We start from the raw sequence: 18,303 nt of genomic DNA, 5'->3' as shown, positions 1-18,303 counted from the left end.
CAAGGCCGGGGCGTTTTGCTATTCCGTGTCGCGAAGCGCCCGCGAAGCTTTTCGGAACGGCGGCTGCAAACTGCTCGGGAGCGATACGCTCGCGCCCCGTTCCTGTGTCATTTCATATGATTTTATTCACGTTTTTTGGAACCCGACCCCAAGGCACCCGTTGGTCGGATAGGTTCCCCGCATGCTCTCGCCGGGAACTACGGAAACGTGAGGGATTAAAATGTTCAATAAAATCATGGTTCCGGTGGATCTGCGTCATGTCGAAAAGATGGGCAAGGCGCTGAGCATCGTAGCGGAACTCGCAACCACGCATGATGCCGACGTGATCTTCGTGGGCGTCACCAGCCCGGAGCCGAATGCGCTCGGGCACAATCCGAAGGAATACGAGGCGCGTCTGAAGGAATTCGCGTCCTCCAAGGCCGCAGAAAAGGGCTATCGAAGCGCCGCGCATATGATCGTTGCGCACGACCCTGCGATCGACCTCGACAAGCACTTGCTCGAAGCAAGCAAGACCTTGGGAACGGATCTCGTCGTGATGGCCACGCATCTGCCCAATGTCGCGGATTATGTCTGGGCGTCGCACGGTGGTCATCTCGCGGCCCATGCGCAGGCTTCGGTCTTTCTCGTGCGCGGCTGAACGCGCACCAAGAATCAACACACAAGGACAGGAGGACGGCATATGGCCGAACCTGAGGACATTCAGGGAATACCTGCCCCGGAGGGGGAAACCCAAATCATCGACACCGATTACGAAATCGGTCAGGACAATCTGGAGGGGCAGCTCGGTCCCTTCGGTTTCGACGTTCACAACCCGGTCTTTCTGGTCTCCGCACTGACCATCGTGGCCTTCGTCTTCTACGCGCTGGCCCTGCCCGAGCAGGCGAGCGCGGTCTTCGGGGCGATGCGCCCCTGGCTGACCTCGACCTTCGACTGGTTCTTCCTGAGCGCCGCGGACATCTTCGTGATCTTCTGCCTCGCGCTGATCGTGAGCCCCTACGGCGCGGTCCGCCTGGGCGGCACGGATGCCGAGCCCGACTACACTTATATCGGCTGGTTCGCGATGCTCTTCGCCGCCGGCATGGGCATTGGCCTGATGTTCTTCGGTGTGCTCGAGCCGGTCTACCACATGGCGATCTCTCAGCCGTTGGGCACGCCTTCGCCCTTTGACGCCGATGGCAACCTGATCCCGGCCAATGTCGAGCGGGCCAAGGAGATGGGCCTTGCGGCCACGATCTACCACTGGGGTCTGCACCCCTGGGCGATCTATGCGGTGGTGGCGCTGGCGCTGGCGCTCTTCTCCTATAACAAGGGGCTGCCGTTGACGATCCGCTCGGCGTTCTACCCGATCTTCGGTGAGAAGATCTGGGGCTGGACCGGCCACGTGATCGACATCCTCGCGGTGTTTGCCACGCTCTTCGGTCTGGCGACCTCGCTCGGCTTCGGCGCGCAGCAGGCCAATGCGGGTCTGAACCACGTCTTCGGCGTGCCGATCAATACCACGGTGCAGATCGTCCTGATCACTATTATCACCGGTATCGCGCTGTTCTCGGTTCTGCGGGGTCTCGATGGCGGGGTGAAGCTGCTGTCGGAGATCAACATGGGGATTGCTGCGCTGCTTCTGGTCTTCGTGCTCCTCGCCGGACCGACACTGGCGATCTTCACCGATTTCGGAAAAGGACTTCTGGCCTATGCGAAGGACATCATACCCCTTTCGAACCCGGTCGGACGCACGGATGACGTCTATCGCGACGGCTGGACCGCGTTCTACTGGGCGTGGTGGATCTCCTGGTCGCCCTTCGTCGGCATGTTCATCGCCCGCGTCTCGCGCGGCCGCACCGTGCGCGAGTTCATCATCTGCGTGCTGCTGATCCCCTCGCTGGTCTGCGTGCTCTGGATGGCCGTCTTCGGCGGCGTGGCGATCGATCAGGTGATCTCGGATCCGGCAGGCTCGCTGGTGAAGGCGAACGTGATCGACAGCTACAACCCGCCGCTGTCGCTGTTCGCGATGCTCGAAGGGCTGCCGCTGAGCTCGATCACCTCAGTCATCGCGATCGTTCTGGTCATCGTGTTCTTCGTGACCTCGTCGGACTCGGGCTCGCTCGTGATCGACACGATCACCGCGGGCGGCAAGGTCGATGCACCGGTGCCGCAGCGTGTGTTCTGGGCGACGTTCGAGGGCGCGGTCGCGATCGTGCTGCTTGTCGGCGGCGGGCTGAGCGCTTTGCAGGCAATGGTCATCTCGACCGGGCTGCCCTTCACGCTCGTCCTCCTGGTGATGTGCTGGGCGATCTTCAAGGGACTGCGCAGCGAACCGCGCTGAGCATCGCTCAGTTGAGGGGAAAGCGCGCGGGGCAGGGGTGCCTCGCGCGTTTTCGTTCCGGGGCTGGCTGCCATAGGTTCTTTCTCTACGACCAATGCCATCTGGAAAGCGCGCGCGGCTGCGTGTAAGCACGCGCGCATGTCCGGAACTGATCCGATCCCCGCCGCGAGTCATCTCCGGCTTGATGCTCTGGGCCACGAGCTCGAAGGGCGCGTGGTTTTGCAAGATATTTCCGTCGAGACGCGCGCGCGCCGGATCGGGATCGTCGGGCGCAACGGATCGGGAAAATCGACGCTGGCGCGGCTGCTCGCGGGGCTGATCGCACCGACGCAGGGGAGTTTGCGGATCAATGGCTACGACCTTGCCACCGACCGCAAGGCGGCGCTGCGCGAAGTGGGCATCCTGTTCCAGAACCCCGATCACCAGATCATCTTCCCGACCGTGCTCGAGGAGATCGCCTTCGGGCTGCGCCAGCAAGGGGCCTCGAAGCGCGCCGCAGAAGCGCAGGCGCACGAGACGCTGACACGCTTCGACAAAGAGGGCTGGCGCGATGCTTATGTGACGACGCTCAGCCAGGGCCAGAAGCAGCTTCTGTGCCTGATGGCGGTGAGCGCGATGGCGCCGAAACTTTTGATCCTCGACGAACCCTTCTCGGGTCTCGACATTCCGACCAAGGCGCAGCTCGCGCGTTATCTGGGGCTCTATCGCGGCACGCTGATCCAGATCACCCATGATCCGCGCGAGGTCGAGACCTATGACGAGGTCCTCTGGCTCGATCAGGGGCGCTTGCGGATGCACGGCGCCGTGGGCGAGGTCCTGCCTGCCTATATCGAAGAGATGACGCGACAGGGAGAGGCCGATGATATCGCTGACCTCTCCGGTTAAGACCCGCGCGCATGACTGGCCCGCAGGCCTGAAGCTCGCGGGGCTCTGCGCGAGCACGCTGGGGCTGTTCTACATCACCAGCCCCTACGCGCATCTGGCGATCCTTCTGACGATCCTCGCCGCCTATGCCGCACCGGGGCGGGCGTTTCTGCGCTCGGGGCTGCGCGCGCTCAAGGTGCTCTGGCCCTTCATCGTGATCGTCGGCATCTGGCAGGTGGTGATCGGAGAGATCGCCGACGGGCTGATGATCGTGATGCGGATGATCTCGGCGGTGGCGCTGGCCAATCTGGTGTCGATGACGACGCGGCTGAGCGACATGATCGCGGTGGTAAGCTGGCTGAGTACGCCGCTGCGCAAACTCGGGATGCCGACGCAGGTGCTGGAGATCGCGATCGCGCTGGTGATCCGGATGGTGCCGGTGCTCATGGGAAAGGGCACGCGGCTGACCGAGAGCTGGCGTGCGCGGGCAACACGGCGGCCAAGTTGGCGGCTCGTGCTGCCCTTCACGCTTCTTGCGCTTGACGACGCCGACCATGTCGGCGATGCGCTTCGGGCCCGGGGAGGGCTCACATCTGAAAGGGAGAATTAGATGGAAAAGAATGTCGCGCTGATCGCGCTTTTTGCGGCGCTGATCGCCGTTCTGGGGCTGATCCCCAAGATCACGCTGGGCTTTGGCGTGCCGATCACGGCGCAGAGCCTCGGGATCATGCTGGCCGGCGCGGTGCTGGGCTCGAAACGCGGGGCGCTGGCGGTTCTTCTGTTCCTTCTGCTCGTGGCCGTGGGCCTGCCGCTTCTGGCTGGTGGCCGGGGCGGTCTGGGCGTCTTCTTCGGCCCGACGGGCGGTTTCCTCTTCAGCTGGCCGGTCGCGGCCTGGCTCATCGGGTTCATCGTCGAGAAATGGCGCCAGCCGCCGCTCGCCGTGTCGGTCTTCGTGGCCTCGATCCTCGGCGGGATCGTGCTGTCCTATGCGATGGGGATCGTGGGTCTGTCGCTCGCGCTTGGCAAGAGCCTGACCGAGAGCACCTCGCTGATGCTCGTCTTCATCCCCGGTGACCTGATCAAGGCAGCGGTCGCCGGTGCGCTGACCTCGGCTCTGGCCAAGGCGCGCCCCTCGAGCGTGCTCTCGCGCGCCTGAGCACCGTGGCGATCCTGCTGATCCATACCGGCGGTACGATCGGCATGATCGCCACGCCTGATGGTTTTGCACCCGCGTCCGGCGTGATCGAGGGGTTCCTCGCAGATCACGCGGATGCGTTCGAAGGCGTGGAGATCCGCGCCTTCGCACCGCTTATCGACAGCGCGAACGCAACACCTGCCGACTGGGACCGGATCGCCCGCGAGATCGCCACCCATTACGACGCTTTCGACGGGTTCGTCGTGACGCATGGCACCGATACTCTGGCCTACACCGCAGGCGCGCTGTGCTTCGCGCTTGAGGGCTTGGGCAAGCCTGTGATCGTGACGGGGGCGATGTTGCCGCTGACGGTCGAGGGCTCGGATGGCGGACGCAACCTGCTTGATGCGCTCGACGCTGCACGCTCGGCCGAGCCCGGCGTCTGGGTGCAATTCGGAGGCCGCCTTCTGCATGGCGCGCGGGTCCGCAAGAGCCATTCGCGTGCTTTCGACGCTTTCAATGCCGACCCTTCGGAGATCCCGCCCCGCCAGCCGGGCGCTGCGCTCCGGCGTCACCCGATCGCTCCGGCGCGGATTGCCGTTCTCGCCGTGGCGCCGGGAATGGAAGAGAGCCTTTTCGAGCATGCCGCGCAGGTCTGCGACGGGCTCGTGTTGCGCTGCTACGGCTCGGGTACCGCACCAGATACCGCTGGGTTGCGTCAGGCGCTCGCCACCGCGCAAGCGCGCGCCATTCCGGTCATCGCGGTCAGCCAGTGTCCCGAGGGTGGGATCGCGCTTGGAACCTATGCAGCTGGCGCGGTCCTGCGCGATCACGGCGTGATCGACGGGCGCGACATGACCGTCGAGGCCGCCTTCGCCAAGCTCAACCACGCGCTGTCCTTCAGTCCTGATCGGCACGCTCAACAGGCGCGTCTCGGTCGCGCACTCTGCGGCGAGATGACGCCCGAACTTTGAACTGGCGGGATCGTTTCGGCCGATGGCGCGTGGTCAGCGCCGGTCAGGGGGCAGGGCGCCGAAGATCGAGCGCAAGTCACGCAGAAAGGCCGCATCGCTTTCGACATCTGTCATCTCGTCGAAAGAGATGAAATTCACGAAACGCATGTTCTGAAGGCTGAAGATCGCCTTGCCGAGATCATAGGCCGAAACGTCCGGAGAGACCGCGTCCCGCGCCTGAAGCACCTCGATCTCGCGCACCAGTACCAGCGCGAGTTGATGGTCGAGCGAGTGATAGGATTTGCCGAAGCGCGAATTCGCCTCGGCGATGGAGGCGGCGAAGACCTGCCGCCAGATCTCCTTGTCGAGGAAGGTGATCGCGTGGTCGCGGATGATCGCGGCGAAGCGGCGTGCGAGGTCGATCACATCGTCGCTTTGCCCGGGCAATTCACGCGCCATCTTTTCCAGGAGCTCCCGGTCGCTCTCGGCCACAAGGGCCAGCAACACGCCGGATTTCGTTCCGTAGTAATTGTGCACGGTCACGCCCGAGACCCCGGCCGCGTCGGCGATCGCCTCGATCGTGGTCGCGTCGGGACCGGCCTTGGCAAAGAGCTTGCGCGCCGCTTCGAGGATTCGGCGGCGTCGATCTGCCTTCTGCTTTTCTCTCAACCCGGACACGAGGGAGCCTCCTTGAATTCAGCCTTGACTAACGCGTCCAGCTTGAAGGGACAAGAAAGATTAAGCCAGAAAAATTTTTTATTGCCTAAAAAATTTTTCGAGACAAAGATTGTGACAGAAGCCATCACGCACAGAGGATCGAATCATGCGTACTCTTCCGCTCCTCCTTCCGGCCGCGACGCTCGCCGCCGCATTGAGCACCACCGCCGCCTTCGCAAAAGAAACCGTCAATGTCGGCGTCTGCGTCTCCTGGCCGGGCTACGCGATGCTTGAGGTTGCCAAACAGAAAGACCTCATCCCCGATTACGACCTGAACATCACGATCTTCGAAGACCCGCTCGGCGGCCATGCGGCGCTCGCGGCGGGGCAGGTCGATGTCTACGGCTGCACCGCGGATTATACGCCGCTGGTGGCCGATCGCGGAACCGACGTCGTCAATGTCGCGCTGCTCAACCCCTCTTACGGTGTGGATCACGTGATCCTTGCCCCCGATGTGACCGCCGCCGATCTCAAGGGCAAGAAGGTCGCCGCCCCGCAGGCCTATATCGGCCAGCTCCTGATGGGTGTCTGGCTCGACGGGGAAGGGATCGCGCCGGGTGATGTCGAATGGGTCAACCTCAATGCCGATGAGGCAGTGGGACCGATGCTCTCGGGCGATCTTTCGGCGGCCTATATGTACGAGCCCTGGATCTCGAAAGTTCTCGAGGCGAGCCCGGGCGCGAAAAGCGTCACCGACACGTCCAAGCCCGAGGTCCTGCAAACCGGGATCTTCATGGATGCGCTCTACATGAACAAGAACTTCATCGCGAAGGACCGCGATGCGGCGCTTGCAGTGCTCAAGGCGCGCTGGGAGGGTCTGGGCTACTGGCACGACCATGTCGAGGAAACCAACCAGATGCTGGCCGATTTCCTGCAATGGCCGGCCGAGGATATCGGGTATGTCATCGGCACCAACGGCAAGAGCTTCGAGGGCGGCATCTACATGTTCGACTTCGACGAATCCGCGAAAGCCTGTGGCGTGCTCGAGGGTGACATGCCGCTTGGCCTGAAGAACGGCTTCATGCCGGAGGCGGCCGCACTCACCAATGACTGGTGGATCAAGCTCGGGTTGATGACCAACAAGGTCGACGTGACCTCGGCCATCGACTGCTCGCTGATGGGGGACCTCGTGGCCTCTGGCTACCGCCAGTCCTTCGGTCCGAACGAGTAAACCCCTGCGGACGTCGCCCATCCCCACCAAGGGCGGCGTCCGTATCTGATCAAGACAGGCTCTGACATGCGTCACCCCAGCCCGCATAAACCGCGTTTTCTCGAAGTTCGGCGCCCCGTTTCGCGCCGACAGGCCGTGCTCTCGGCCATCGCCATCTGGGTGCTGTTCTTCGGCATCTGGCTGATCGCCTCGGAGAGCGGCATGGTGAACCCGCTGCTCGTGCCCTCGCCGGTGCAGGTCTTCGAGACCACCTGGAACCTCTTCGTCGATCGCGGCTTCATCGGCGATATCGGAATCTCGGTCTGGCGCGTGGTGCTGGCCTTCGCGATGGCGAGCGCGCTCTCGGTCCCGCTGGGCGTGATGATGGGAACCTTTCCCGCCATCGAGGCGATCTTCGCGCCCTTCGTCTCGGCCTGGCGCTACCTGCCCGCGCCCTCTTTCATCCCGATCCTCTTGATGTGGTTCGGCACGGGCGAGGCGCCGAAACTGGCGCTCCTGTTCCTCGGGGTGGTGTTCTTCCTGATCACGCTGGTGATGGATCACACGAAGACCGTGCGCAAAGAGCTGATCGAGACCGCGCTGACGCTGGGCGCGAACCGCAAGGTGACGGTGCTTAACGTGGTGCTGCCCGCCGTCCTGCCCGAGATCGTCACCGCAATGCGACAGATGCTGGCGATGACCTGGACCTATCTCGTGATTGCCGAGATCGTCGCCTCGACCACCGGTATCGGTGCGATGATGATGCGTGCGCGGCGCTTCCTGAAGACAGACGAGATCCTCTCGGGGATCATCGTCATCGGGGCGCTGGGTCTTCTGTTCGACCTGCTCTTCAAGGCCGCGCATCGCTGGCTCTTCCCCTATCTTCAGGAGAAACGCTGATGAGCTCGGCTGTTCTTCATCTCGATGAGGTCTCCAAGACCTTCGCGCTTGCGAAGGGGCGGGAACTGACCGCCGTCGACAAGGTCTCCTTCGAGGTCGAGCGCAATTCGATCGTGGTCCTGCTCGGTCCCTCGGGCTGCGGCAAATCGACGGTGCTGCGGATGATCGCGGGGCTTGAGACGCCGACGGGTGGCGCGATCACCCTGGGAGAGACGCCGGTCACCGGCCCCGGGCGCGACCGCGGGATGGTCTTTCAGGCCTATACCTCCTTCGACTGGCTTTCGGTGCGCCGCAATGTCGAGTTCGGCATGAAGATCAACGGCGTGCCCGCCGCCGAACGGCGCGAGCGGGCGGAGCATTTCATCCGTCTCGTGGGCCTGTCGAAATTCCTCGACGCCTATCCCTCCCAGCTCTCGGGCGGAATGCGCCAGCGCGTTGCCATTGCGCGTACGCTCGCCAACGGGCCCGAACTTCTGCTGATGGACGAGCCCTTCGGCGCTCTCGATGCCGAGACCCGCTGGCAGATGCAGGAACTGATGATCGACGTGGCCGAACAGGCCCAGACCGGCATGATCATCGTCACCCATGACATCGAGGAGGCGATCTTCCTTGCCGACAAGATCGTCTTTCTCTCCGCCCATCCCGGCCGGGTGAAGGAAGAGATCATCCCCGCCTTCAAATCCGGTGGCCGTATCCGCTCCAAGGAAGAGCTGGTTCAGACGCCCGGCTATGCCGAGCTGGAACGCAAGATCATGCGCCTGATGCGCGAAGAAGGACAACACGAATGAGCAAGACGATGCGCACCCATGTGATGCCGGAAATGACCTGGCCCGAATATGCCGAGGCGTTGAAATCGAACCCGGTCGTCTTCATTCCCACTGGCGCGCTCGAGCAGCACGGGCCGCATTTGCCGATGGGGCTCGACTATCTCGTGCCCTCGGCGATCGCGAAGGATGTGGCCGAGGCGGTGGGCGGCGTGGTCGCGGCGCCCGTCACCTATGGCTACAAGTCGATGACGCGCTCGGCAGGCGGGCCGTTCTTTCCCGGCTCGACCGGGCTCGACGGGCAGACGCTGAGCAGCATCATCCGCGATATCATCCGCGAACTCGTGCGCCATGGCGCACGCCGGATCTGCGTACTCGACGGCAATTACGAGAACCTCTGGTTCCTCAACGAGGGGATCGACCTCGCGATGCGCGAGGTCGGTGACAAGGGCGTGCGGGTGATGTGTCTCCAACATTGGGAGTTCCTGACCGAAGAGACGCTCGGGCAGGTTTTCCCCGACGGCTACCCGGGGATCGAGCTGGAACATGCCGCCGTGCTCGAGACCTCGCTGATGATGCATTACCGCCCCGATCTGGTGCTCTTCGACAAGGTACCCGACAACGCACCCGCCGATGCGCCCTGCTACGACACCTGGCCGCCGCGTCGCGAGTGGGTCGCGAAAGAGGGCTCGCTGATCTCGGCCAAGGGCGCCAGCCCCGAGAAAGGCGCGCTGATCGCCTCGCAATATCTGCGCGACATCTCGGCCGCCGTGAAACACGAATTCTACGAGCTCGGCTGATGCGCGCCTCTTTCGATTACAGCGGCACGCGCGTGCTGGTCACCGGGGCGAGCCGAGGCATTGGCTACGGCATCGCAGAAGGCTTCGCGAAGGCCGGAGCCGATCTGACGATCCTGGCCGAGAGTGAAGAGGTCTTTGCGGCGGCCAGCGCGCTCGGCGCGACCCCGATCCTGTGCGACATCTCCGATCGAGCCGCGCTGGCCGATGCGCTCTTGGGTATCGAGAGCCTCGACGTGCTGGTGAACAATGCCGGGATGGAACGCCCGACGCCGCTCAACGGTCCCACACCCGCGACCGACGAGACTTTCGAGCGGGTGATCTCGGTCAATGTCACCGGCACGCAGAACGTGACGCGCGCTCTGGTCTCACGCATCCGCGACAGGGGGCGGGTGATCCTGACCTCCTCGATCTGGGGCAAGACCTCGGTGCCGGAGTTTTCCGCCTATGCCGCCTCGAAACACGCGATGATCGGGCTGGCGCGCACCTGGGCGCGCGAGCTTGGCCCGCGCGAGATCACGGTGAACGCGGTCTGCCCGGGCTGGGTGAAAACCGATGCGGCGATGGCCTCGCTTGCTGCGATGTCGCGATCGACCGGCCGACCCGAGTTCGAGCTTCTGGGCGAGGTGATGGCGGCGCAATCCATCGGCGGACTGATGGAGCCCAAGGACGTCGCGGGGCTTTACCTCTTCCTCGCTTCGGACGCGGCGGCCAATATCACCGGGCAAGCCATTTCCATCGACCGCGGAGAGATCCTGCAATGACGCTTTCGGGAAAGACCGCTCTCGTCACCGGAGGCACGCGCGGCATCGGTTTTGCGATCGCCAAGGCGCTCGCGGCCGAGGGCGCGCGCGTGGCGATCTGCCATCCGGGCGATCCGCGTGCGGGCCGCGCCGAGGCCGAGCTTTCAGCCCTCGGACCTGCCTTCGCCTTCACGGCCGATGTGTCTGTCGAGGCCGATGTGGTCGCGTTTTTCGATGCGGTGGAGGAACGCCTTGGTTCCCCCGATATCGTCGTGGCCAATGCGGGTATCTTGCGCGAAGCCCCGATCACCGAGATGCCGGTCGAGCAGTTTGACCGGGTGATCGCGGTGAACCTGCGCGGCAGTTTCCTGACCACGCGCGAGGCGGCGCGCCGGATGAGCGCGGCCAAGACCAAGGCCGGGCGGATCATCACCATCGCCTCGGATCTGGCGCATCTGGGCCGCGAGGGGCTCTCGGCCTATGCCGCCTCCAAGGGGGGCGTGGTCAGCCTGACCCGCTCGCTCGCGCGCGAGCTTGCGCCCGCGATCCTCGTGAACGCGATCGCACCGGGCTCGACCGTGACCGACATGACGAGCCCCGAGAACATGAGCCCCGAGGCCTTGGCCAAGGATCTCGACACCCCACTCGGACGCTTTGGAGCGCCCGAGGAAATAGCAGCGATGGCGGTCTTTCTCGCCGGACCCGGCGCCGGGTTCATCACCGGGCAGGTCTTCGGCGTGAATGGCGGCAGCGCGATGACCTGAGGACCCACGATGAACGATCCCTTCTTCCTCCCCGTTTCCGCAATGGAGATGCCGCGTTACGCCGGTATCCCGACCTTCATGCGCCTGCCCCATGTCGGGCTCGACGACGCGCGCCTCTCCGAGGTGCAGATCGGCCTGATCGGCGTGCCGTGGGATAGCGGTACCACGAACCGTCCCGGCCCGCGTCACGGGCCGCGCCAGCTTCGTGACATGTCCTCGATGTTGCGCGCCGAGAACGGAGCGACCCGTGTGCGCCCCTTCGAGTTGGCGAACTGCGCAGATCTCGGGGATGTCTCGCCCAATCCCGCCGATATTCAGGATGCGATGGGCCGGATCACGCGGTTTTACACGCGCGTTCTCGAGGCCGGAATCGTGCCGCTGACGGCAGGCGGAGATCACCTGACCTCACTGCCGGTTCTGCGCGCGGTGGCGGCAAAAGCGCCGGTGGGCATGATCCATTTCGACAGCCATACCGACCTCTTCCATTCCTACTTCAACGGGATGATGTACACCCATGGCACGCCCTTCCGCCGCGCGGTCGAGGAAGGCCTGCTCGATCCCAAGCGGGTCTGCCAAATCGGCATTCGCGGTTCGACCTACGATCAGGAGGATCGTGATTTCGCCCGCTCTGTCGGCATCCGCGTGATCCCGATCGAGGAATTCCACGCTCGCGGCGTCGAAGACGTGATGGCGGAGGCGCGCGAGATCGTCGGGCAGGGCGACACCTATATCTCCTATGACATCGACTTCATCGACCCCGCTTTCGCGCCGGGAACCGGCACGCCCGAGATCGGCGGGCCGAACTCTTATCAGGCCTTGCAGGTGGTGCGCGAACTGAAGGGTGTGAAGGTCGTCGGGGCCGATCTCGTCGAGGTCTCTCCGCCCTTCGACTCCGCGGGGGGCACGGCCTATCTCGGCGCGACGGTGATGTTCGAGCTGCTCTGCATCATTGCCGAGCAGGTTGCGGCTCGGGCCTGAACACGGTGGGCGAGGGCGGATATGCCTGCTCGCGCCTGTCGGAAAAAACTGGCGATCCCTGAAGGACTCGAACCCTCAACCTGCTGATTAGAAGTCAGCTGCTCTATCCAGTTGAGCTAAGGGACCGCGCGACCCTTAAATGCGCGATCACGCCCGGGCGTGCAAGCTCAGATCGTGCGTGTCAGGAAGACCGAGTTGGGATCGGGGCGGTAGCTGGCGAAGGGCGGGCATTCCGTGAAGCCCGCGCGCAGGTAGAGCTGACGCGCCGCCTCGAAGGAGGCCTGTGCTCCGGTTTCCAGGCTGAGCCGGGTGATCCCCTCGGCGCGGGCCTCGCTGATGAGGTGATCGAGCATCACCCGCGCGAGCCCCTGTCCACGCAGCTCCGAGAGCACATGCATCGACTTGATCTCGGCCTCCTGCGCCGACATCCGCTTGAAGGCGCCCATCCCCACGGGCGTACCTGCGCGGCGCATCACGAAAAAGGCGATCTCGGGCGCGGCCAGCGCATCGGCGGGCAGCATGTGGATCGAACCGGGCGGGGTGTCGGCATGCATCGCAGCGGTATGACGCGCGTGAAGCTCGGTCAGATCGGGGCCGAGCGGGGTTTCGCGGGCGATGGTGATGTCGGTGCTCATGCCGGGCTATCCTTCGTGCAGGCGCGTCGATGACCGGGGCAAGATAGTTCAGCGCCTGCCGAGCGCAATCGCAGAAATTTCTTTGCGTGCCACGGCGGGTGCGAGGTTGTGGTGTGCCGGTGGCGGTCCTAGAAGTTTCGCCAACGCGGACACAGCCGGAGGCAAGGCGATGAACAGACGCAACCTGATGCAATGCGGTGCGGCAGCGATGGGCATGATGATGATGCCGCGCATGTCGCTGGCGGCCTTCACGCCGAAGCCCGAGGGCTGGCGCAAGTTCGAGCTGGTCACCAAGGTCACGCTCCCCGCAAGCGACAAGGGCGCGCAGCTCTGGTTGCCGGTGCCGTCGGTCCATGAGGCGGGCTGGATGAAACCGGGCGAGGCGAGCTGGACGAGCGGGGCGCAAAGCACCGAACTGGTGGTCGACCCCGAAAAGGGTACACGCATGCTTCATGCGGTCTGGGGCCCGTCCGACGCTCCGCGCGAACTGGTGCTCGTCGCCATCGCCTCGACGCAGGATTTCGTCGTCGATCTCGACGCGGCGCAGGAGGTCACTCCGCTGAGCGCGGACGAACGCGCGCGTTACCTCGCGCCGACCGATCTGCTGCCGACCGACGGGATCGTGCGTGAGACCGCCGACGAGATCACCCGTGGCAAGCGCGGCGATCTCGAGAAGGCGCGCGCGATCTATGAATGGATCGTCGAGAACACTGCGCGCAACCCGAAGACACGGGGCTGCGGTCTGGGCGATATCGCTTCGATGCTGACGATGGGCGATCTGAGTGGCAAATGCGCCGATCTCAACGCGCTCTTCGTAGGGCTGGCGCGGGCGGCAGGGCTTCCGGCGCGCGATGTCTATGGCCTGCGCGTCGCGCCTTCGCGGTTCGGTTACAAGAGCCTCGGTGCGAAGTTGGCCGATATCACCAAGGCCCAGCATTGCCGCGCCGAGGTCTACCTCGACGCGCATGGCTGGGTGCCGGTGGACCCCGCCGATGTGCGCAAGGTGATGCTCGAAGAACCGCCCGGAAATCTCAAGCTCGACGATCCGAAAGTGGTCGATGTGCGCCGCGCTCTGTTCGGGGCGTGGGAAGGCAACTGGGTGGCCTATAACTATGCGCATGACGTGACGCTGCCCGGCTCGGATGGGCCCAAGGTTCCCTACCTGATGTATCCGCAGGCGGAGCTGGACGGGGTGCGGCGCGACAGTCTCGACCCGGCGAGCTTCACCTACGAGATCACGGTGCGCGAAATCGCCGCCTGAGGACCAGGCGGGCCCGTATCGGTGACAATCGCGCGCTTCCCCTTTGCCCCGCGCGGGGGTAAGGGCGAAGCAGGAGGTGCGCGATGCGTGTTTTCATCAACGGTTTCGGGCGGATCGGACGTTCGGTCCTGCGGGCTTGGGCGGAGGCGCCCGAGCGCTGGCCGGGGCTCGAGATCACGGGCGTCAACGATATCGAAGCACCCGAGATGCTCGCCTATCTCTTCGAATATGACAGCGTCTTCGGTCCGTGGCGCGGGACGGTGAGCCTTGAAGATGGCGCGCTCGTGGTGAACGGGCGGCGCATCGCGCTCCATCGCGCCTCCGATATCTCGTCTTTTGATTTGGCGGGCGTCGATCTGGTGATGGAATGTACGGGGCGCGCCGACAGCGCGGAGATCGCAGGGCAAGGGCTGGCCGCGGGGGCGGCGCGGGTGCTGGTCTCGGGGCCATCGAAAGCGGCGGAGATCACGGTCGTACTTGGGGCCAATGACGCGGCGCTCAACGGGCAGAAGATCGTCTCGAATGCGAGCTGCACGACGAATGCGCTGGCGCCGCTCGCGCGGCTGCTCGATGCGGCATTCGGCATCGTGACCGGCTCGATGACGACGGTGCATTGCTATACGGGTTCGCAGCCCACGGTCGACAAACCGCGCGGCCCGATGGAGCGCTCGCGCGCTGCGGCGCTCTCGATGGTGCCGACGACGACATCGGCGGGCCGCCTCATGGAAGAGGTACTGCCCGATCTTGCAGGCCGGTTGATCGCGCAGGCGGTGCGTGTGCCCACCGCCTCCGTCTCGGCGGTGGATCTCGCGGTGACGGTCGCGCGTCCCGCATCGGTCGAGGCGGTCAACGCGGTGCTGCGCGAAGCGGCGGCGGCGCCCGGTGCGGTGATCGGTGTCACCGAGCGCCCGCTCGTCTCGACGGATCTGCGCGCGCGGCCCGAAAGCGTCGTGATGGCGCTGCCGGAAACGCGTGCGACCAATCACGGTTTGATTCGAGTATTTGGCTGGTATGACAACGAGTGGGGGTTCTCCAATCGCATGCTCGATATGGCGCTTCGGATGAACTGAGCGCGGTCACGGCGCGAGTTTTGATCACTTTCTTTACCTTAGGGCAATTTTTACGCCTCGGCCCTCGACGGCGTTCGGGCCATGACCTTCGCAGGTTGAAAAGGTTTGTGACAGAAGGGTGACCTTCGAAAAACAAGTTTCCGATCCGGTCGCGACGCGATCCCTGTGCACTGAGAAAGCCTTGAAATTAACGCACAGACGCGTGATACGGCGTGAGCTGGCCTGTCGTCCGGGCCAGCCGTTTTCTGCGGCTCATCGGTTACGCAGGCGAAATTCAGACCTCCGTATTTTCGCAAACTGCGACGCATGAACGGGGTGTTGCCCGCTCGCACCCCTTTTTTTCTTGGCCCAGAATGCATTGACAAAACGTCGCACCCAAAATTAACCTTTTCGTGTCTGAAGACGCACGGTGTCGGTCATCACCGTGGATATGCCGTAAATCCGGTCCAGGCGTTTTGACCATTTGTCTCGGCCTCCGGGCCGTTTTCAAATGGGTTGCGCATGTTTGAATGTCTGACGGCGGATTTGGTTCGAGTGTCTTTGACGCGGGCGGTCCTGTGTGTGGTCGGGATCACCCTCTTTTCGAGTTCCGCTGATGCTGCGCCGCAGAGCTGGGCGTTCCGAGACTGGTCCGCGACCTGTCCCGGCACCCCGCAACCCTGCATCGCATCGACGACGACTTTCGCGAAGGACCGGACCTGGCTGGCGACGTTGCGGGTGCAGCCCGCAGACAAGGGGGGCGTGCGCTTGCAGGTGCTATTGCCGCAGCAGATCCATCTCGGCTCGGGCGCGTTTGCGCAAGTGCCGGGTCACAAGGCGCAAGAGTTGCGCCTCATCCAATGTGTTCCTGGTGCTTGCGAAGCGCGGCTCGACCTCGACGCGCAGGGGCTCGCGGGCTGGAAACGCGCTTCGTCCGCCACCCTGACCTACCGGCCAGCACCCAATGTGCCGCCGATCAGCTTCGACGTTTCACTGATGGGTCTGACCAAGGCACTCGAACGCGCCGGCGAGGGGGATGGTGCACCGTGAGACCGTGGATCTTTTCTCTCGCGCTTTTCGGCGCCGTGCTCGCCCTGTCGCCGCTTGTGCTGCCGTCGCAGGCGCGCGCAGAGCAACAGCCCGCCGCGCAGGCAACGCCGGTTCAGACCTTTACCCTGAGCAAGGTGGTCTTCGATCCCTCGAGCTATCTCACGCCCGATCAGCTTCAGGAGGTTGCCGACCGCTACACCGGACGCCCCATCAGCTTTGCCGATCTGCAAGCGATGATCGCGGAGATCAAGCGGCTGTACCTGACACAGGGCGTGCCCACGGCGGAACCGATCCTGCCGCCGCAGGAAATCCGCAACGGGGTGCTCCATGTCGCGCTGATCGAGGCGAAGATCGAAAGCGTGCGCATCGACGGTTTCCCGCGCACCAACCCGACCTTCCTCAACGACCGGATCAGCGTCACCCCTGGCCAGAAGCCCGATTTCGACCAGATCTCGCGCGAGCTGCGGGTGTTCGATCTGTCCTATGACATCCAGCCCTCGCTGAAATTCTCCCCCGGTACCGAGCCGGGCACGACCATCGCCACGATCTATGGTGAGCCGCCCAAGCGCTTTGCCGCCACGCTCTCGCTCGACAATTACGGCCGCCCCGAAACCGGGCGCGAGCGCGCCTCGGTCTTCCTGCGCTGGTCGAACGTCTCGGGCGTGCGCGATGCGCTCTCGTTCCAGGCGCAGAAATCGCAAGGGGCTTATGCGCTGTCATTGGGTTATTCTCGGCCCATCGGCACGCGCGGGGGCGTGATCACCGGCGCGATCAGCTCGTCGAACAGCTCGATCATCGGCGGCGAGTTCACCCCGGTCCAGATCACCTCGGATTCGACCGAGTTCACGATCAACTACCGCCAGCCCGTCAAGATCCGTCCCGATCGCTATTTCACCATCGAGGCCGGGGTTGATGCGGGACGCAACCGCTCGAAGGCGGGGACGCTCGGGTTTTCCGACATCACGCTGCGCGAGATCTACGCGGTCGGGCGTTTCTACCGGCAATGGCCACGGACGCAGATCAGTTTCGGCATAGGTGCACGGATCGGACGGGCGGATGCGAAAGGCACTTCCGAAACCGAGGGCTCTTACCAGCTGGTTTATGGCGATGCCTCCCTGAGCACGCGGCTGGGCGAGCGGCTGCAATTCGACGCGACCGCGACCTACCAGATAGCTCCGGGCCAGAACCTGCCAGTCTCGCGGCTGATCACCGCGGGTGGCGCGGGCAGCGTGCGCGGCTATCCGAGCGAGGTGCGCGGTGGCGATTCCGGTCTCGTGCTGAACCTCCAGCTCTCGCGCGCCCAGCCCTGGAGCCTGATGGAAGGCAAGCTGAACGTGCGTCCTTTCGCCTTCATCGATGCGGCCGTGATCGTTCCCTACCGCCAGTCGGGCGGGTTCGACTCCAGTCAGGACGTGCTGGCCTCGGCCGGGGTCGGCGCGGCGGTGATGCTGAAGGAGAAGACGGCAATGCTGGCAAGTGTCGGTGTGCCGCTGAAGGAAACGCTTGGGTTTACCGATGTGGGCAAGCCGACGGTTTATGTCGGGCTCGATTACAAATTCTGAGGAGAAATGAGCGAATGAACTGGATGGAAGACAAGGGCGTGACGCGGTCGCGGATCGCGAAGGGGCTTGCCGCGGGGGCGCTCGCGTTGACCTGCCTCGCTCCGGCTGGCTGGGCCGAGACCGCAGCGAAGGATGCGACCAAGCCCGCCGCCAAGCCCGAGACCATGGCGCAGGCGGCAGAAACCACCGCGCCGACCGAAGTGGCCGACATCGCCAACAACACGGCCTTTGGCGACTGGATCCTGTCTTGCCAGGCCGCGACCGTGAAAAAGACGGTGTGTCAGCTCGTGCAGGAGCAGCGCGTCAAGAGCTCCAACCAGCTTCTCGCCCGGTTCATCGCGATGCCCGCCAAGGATGGCGCGGTGCTGATCGCGCAGGTGCCGATGGGTGTCTATCTGCCCGGCGGCGCGGTCTACCGTTTCGAAAACAAGGAAGACCTCAAGCAGCGCGACATGGTCTGGCAGACCTGCCTCAACGGTATCTGCGAGGCCGCCGCGCCGCTTTCCGCAGACGAGCTGAAACTCTTCGACGAGAACCCGGCGATCCTGTTTGGCTACAAGCCGACCGCGACCGGAAAGCCGATCGTGCTGCGCGTCAGCACCAAGGACTTCAGCAAGGCTCTCGAAGTTCTGAAGAAAGCCGAAGGCTAAGTGTCTGACGC

General features: G+C 64.2%; 20 protein-coding genes and 1 tRNA gene. 18 read left to right on the top strand and 3 right to left on the bottom strand.

The features are described 5' to 3' along the window. Nucleotides 1–220 precede the first annotated feature (220 nt). From BMG00_RS13325 to BMG00_RS13300, 6 genes are all read left to right on the top strand, one after another. Entirely contained in the window at nt 221–637 is a 417-nt protein-coding gene (locus BMG00_RS13325; protein ID WP_078574693.1) for a universal stress protein, read from the top strand. Nucleotides 638–679: 42 nt separating this feature from the next. After that, on the top strand, nt 680–2,320 hold the full coding sequence (locus BMG00_RS13320) for a BCCT family transporter (protein ID WP_078574692.1): 1,641 nt from the start codon (nt 680–682) through the stop codon (nt 2,318–2,320). 138 nt (nt 2,321–2,458) lie between these two features. Continuing rightward, complete coding sequence (locus BMG00_RS13315) at nt 2,459–3,205, top strand: energy-coupling factor ABC transporter ATP-binding protein (RefSeq protein WP_078574691.1); 747 nt, start codon at nt 2,459–2,461, stop codon at nt 3,203–3,205. Further along, entirely contained in the window at nt 3,180–3,794 is a 615-nt protein-coding gene (locus BMG00_RS13310; RefSeq protein ID WP_078574690.1) for an energy-coupling factor transporter transmembrane component T family protein, read from the top strand. Before BMG00_RS13315 ends, BMG00_RS13310 begins: the two co-directional genes overlap by 26 nt. Continuing rightward, entirely contained in the window at nt 3,795–4,340 is a 546-nt protein-coding gene (locus BMG00_RS13305; protein ID WP_078529383.1) for a biotin transporter BioY, read from the top strand. A 5-nt stretch (nt 4,341–4,345) separates the two neighbouring features. Further along, nucleotides 4,346–5,293: an asparaginase gene (locus tag BMG00_RS13300; RefSeq protein ID WP_078574689.1), complete on the top strand. Its 948-nt coding sequence runs from the start codon at nt 4,346–4,348 to the stop codon at nt 5,291–5,293. A gap of 33 nt (nt 5,294–5,326) precedes the next feature. On the opposite strand, the gene BMG00_RS13295 is transcribed toward BMG00_RS13300, so the two are convergent. Next, nucleotides 5,327–5,950 (bottom strand): TetR/AcrR family transcriptional regulator, encoded by a 624-nt coding sequence (locus BMG00_RS13295; protein WP_158521736.1) that lies wholly within the window; start codon nt 5,948–5,950, stop codon nt 5,327–5,329. Between the two features lie 145 nt (nt 5,951–6,095). Here BMG00_RS13295 and BMG00_RS13290 point away from each other — a divergent pair, with 145 nt between their 5' ends. From BMG00_RS13290 to speB, 7 genes are all read left to right on the top strand, one after another. Then, the gene (locus tag BMG00_RS13290) at nt 6,096–7,160 is read left to right on the top strand and encodes an ABC transporter substrate-binding protein (RefSeq protein WP_078574687.1); all 1,065 of its coding nucleotides are present in this window, start codon (nt 6,096–6,098) and stop codon (nt 7,158–7,160) included. A gap of 66 nt (nt 7,161–7,226) precedes the next feature. Then, nucleotides 7,227–8,039: an ABC transporter permease gene (locus tag BMG00_RS13285; protein WP_078574686.1), complete on the top strand. Its 813-nt coding sequence runs from the start codon at nt 7,227–7,229 to the stop codon at nt 8,037–8,039. Then, complete coding sequence (locus tag BMG00_RS13280) at nt 8,039–8,827, top strand: ABC transporter ATP-binding protein (protein WP_078574685.1); 789 nt, start codon at nt 8,039–8,041, stop codon at nt 8,825–8,827. Before BMG00_RS13285 ends, BMG00_RS13280 begins: the two co-directional genes overlap by 1 nt. Continuing rightward, nucleotides 8,824–9,603, top strand: coding sequence for a creatininase (locus tag BMG00_RS13275; RefSeq protein ID WP_211274137.1), 780 nt, complete (start codon nt 8,824–8,826; stop codon nt 9,601–9,603). The genes BMG00_RS13280 and BMG00_RS13275 overlap by 4 nt, the downstream gene beginning before the upstream one ends. Then, complete coding sequence (locus BMG00_RS13270) at nt 9,603–10,364, top strand: SDR family NAD(P)-dependent oxidoreductase (protein ID WP_078529395.1); 762 nt, start codon at nt 9,603–9,605, stop codon at nt 10,362–10,364. The genes BMG00_RS13275 and BMG00_RS13270 overlap by 1 nt, the downstream gene beginning before the upstream one ends. Next, complete coding sequence (locus tag BMG00_RS13265; RefSeq protein WP_078574684.1) at nt 10,361–11,107, top strand: SDR family NAD(P)-dependent oxidoreductase; 747 nt, start codon at nt 10,361–10,363, stop codon at nt 11,105–11,107. Before BMG00_RS13270 ends, BMG00_RS13265 begins: the two co-directional genes overlap by 4 nt. A gap of 9 nt (nt 11,108–11,116) precedes the next feature. After that, the gene (gene speB, locus BMG00_RS13260) at nt 11,117–12,085 is read left to right on the top strand and encodes an agmatinase (RefSeq protein WP_078574683.1); all 969 of its coding nucleotides are present in this window, start codon (nt 11,117–11,119) and stop codon (nt 12,083–12,085) included. Nucleotides 12,086–12,134: 49 nt separating this feature from the next. On the opposite strand, the gene BMG00_RS13255 is transcribed toward speB, so the two are convergent. After that, nucleotides 12,135–12,211: transfer RNA gene (locus BMG00_RS13255), tRNA-Arg, on the bottom strand. Between the two features lie 41 nt (nt 12,212–12,252). Beyond that, entirely contained in the window at nt 12,253–12,720 is a 468-nt protein-coding gene (locus BMG00_RS13250; protein WP_078529444.1) for a GNAT family N-acetyltransferase, read from the bottom strand. Between the two features lie 169 nt (nt 12,721–12,889). Here BMG00_RS13250 and BMG00_RS13245 point away from each other — a divergent pair, with 169 nt between their 5' ends. The 5 genes from BMG00_RS13245 (at nt 12,890) to BMG00_RS17655 (ending at nt 18,292) form a co-directional block, all read left to right on the top strand. Beyond that, complete coding sequence (locus tag BMG00_RS13245) at nt 12,890–13,981, top strand: transglutaminase-like domain-containing protein (RefSeq protein WP_078574682.1); 1,092 nt, start codon at nt 12,890–12,892, stop codon at nt 13,979–13,981. A gap of 83 nt (nt 13,982–14,064) precedes the next feature. After that, nucleotides 14,065–15,051: a type I glyceraldehyde-3-phosphate dehydrogenase gene (locus BMG00_RS13240; protein ID WP_078574681.1), complete on the top strand. Its 987-nt coding sequence runs from the start codon at nt 14,065–14,067 to the stop codon at nt 15,049–15,051. Nucleotides 15,052–15,612: 561 nt separating this feature from the next. Next, nucleotides 15,613–16,080, top strand: a complete 468-nt coding sequence (locus BMG00_RS13235; protein WP_158521735.1) for an invasion associated locus B family protein — start codon at nt 15,613–15,615, stop codon at nt 16,078–16,080. Then, complete coding sequence (locus tag BMG00_RS13230; protein ID WP_158521734.1) at nt 16,077–17,642, top strand: ShlB/FhaC/HecB family hemolysin secretion/activation protein; 1,566 nt, start codon at nt 16,077–16,079, stop codon at nt 17,640–17,642. The genes BMG00_RS13235 and BMG00_RS13230 overlap by 4 nt, the downstream gene beginning before the upstream one ends. 14 nt (nt 17,643–17,656) lie before the next feature. Further along, nucleotides 17,657–18,292, top strand: a complete 636-nt coding sequence (locus BMG00_RS17655; RefSeq protein ID WP_158521733.1) for an invasion associated locus B family protein — start codon at nt 17,657–17,659, stop codon at nt 18,290–18,292. Nucleotides 18,293–18,303: the final 11 nt, after the last annotated feature.

This window comes from Thioclava marina, assembly GCF_002020135.1.
Classification (GTDB): Bacteria; Pseudomonadota; Alphaproteobacteria; order Rhodobacterales; family Rhodobacteraceae; genus Thioclava; species Thioclava marina.
This window is presented reverse-complemented; position numbering and strand designations above follow the sequence as displayed.

Excerpts from the sequence above, each read along its gene's own strand:
- BMG00_RS13325 (WP_078574693.1), top strand. The coding sequence starts at position 221 with ATGTTCAATAAAATCATGGTTCCGGTGGATCTGCGTCATGTCGAAAAG.
- BMG00_RS13320 (WP_078574692.1), top strand. The coding sequence starts at position 680 with ATGGCCGAACCTGAGGACATTCAGGGAATACCTGCCCCGGAGGGGGAA.
- BMG00_RS13315 (WP_078574691.1), top strand. The coding sequence starts at position 2,459 with ATGTCCGGAACTGATCCGATCCCCGCCGCGAGTCATCTCCGGCTTGAT.
- BMG00_RS13310 (WP_078574690.1), top strand. The coding sequence starts at position 3,180 with ATGATATCGCTGACCTCTCCGGTTAAGACCCGCGCGCATGACTGGCCC.
- BMG00_RS13305 (WP_078529383.1), top strand. The coding sequence starts at position 3,795 with ATGGAAAAGAATGTCGCGCTGATCGCGCTTTTTGCGGCGCTGATCGCC.
- BMG00_RS13290 (WP_078574687.1), top strand. The coding sequence starts at position 6,096 with ATGCGTACTCTTCCGCTCCTCCTTCCGGCCGCGACGCTCGCCGCCGCA.
- BMG00_RS13285 (WP_078574686.1), top strand. The coding sequence starts at position 7,227 with ATGCGTCACCCCAGCCCGCATAAACCGCGTTTTCTCGAAGTTCGGCGC.
- BMG00_RS13280 (WP_078574685.1), top strand. The coding sequence starts at position 8,039 with ATGAGCTCGGCTGTTCTTCATCTCGATGAGGTCTCCAAGACCTTCGCG.
- BMG00_RS13275 (WP_211274137.1), top strand. The coding sequence starts at position 8,824 with ATGAGCAAGACGATGCGCACCCATGTGATGCCGGAAATGACCTGGCCC.
- BMG00_RS13270 (WP_078529395.1), top strand. The coding sequence starts at position 9,603 with ATGCGCGCCTCTTTCGATTACAGCGGCACGCGCGTGCTGGTCACCGGG.
- BMG00_RS13265 (WP_078574684.1), top strand. The coding sequence starts at position 10,361 with ATGACGCTTTCGGGAAAGACCGCTCTCGTCACCGGAGGCACGCGCGGC.
- speB (WP_078574683.1), top strand. The coding sequence starts at position 11,117 with ATGAACGATCCCTTCTTCCTCCCCGTTTCCGCAATGGAGATGCCGCGT.
- BMG00_RS13250 (WP_078529444.1), bottom strand. The coding sequence starts at position 12,720 with ATGAGCACCGACATCACCATCGCCCGCGAAACCCCGCTCGGCCCCGAT.
- BMG00_RS13245 (WP_078574682.1), top strand. The coding sequence starts at position 12,890 with ATGAACAGACGCAACCTGATGCAATGCGGTGCGGCAGCGATGGGCATG.
- BMG00_RS13240 (WP_078574681.1), top strand. The coding sequence starts at position 14,065 with ATGCGTGTTTTCATCAACGGTTTCGGGCGGATCGGACGTTCGGTCCTG.
- BMG00_RS17655 (WP_158521733.1), top strand. The coding sequence starts at position 17,657 with ATGAACTGGATGGAAGACAAGGGCGTGACGCGGTCGCGGATCGCGAAG.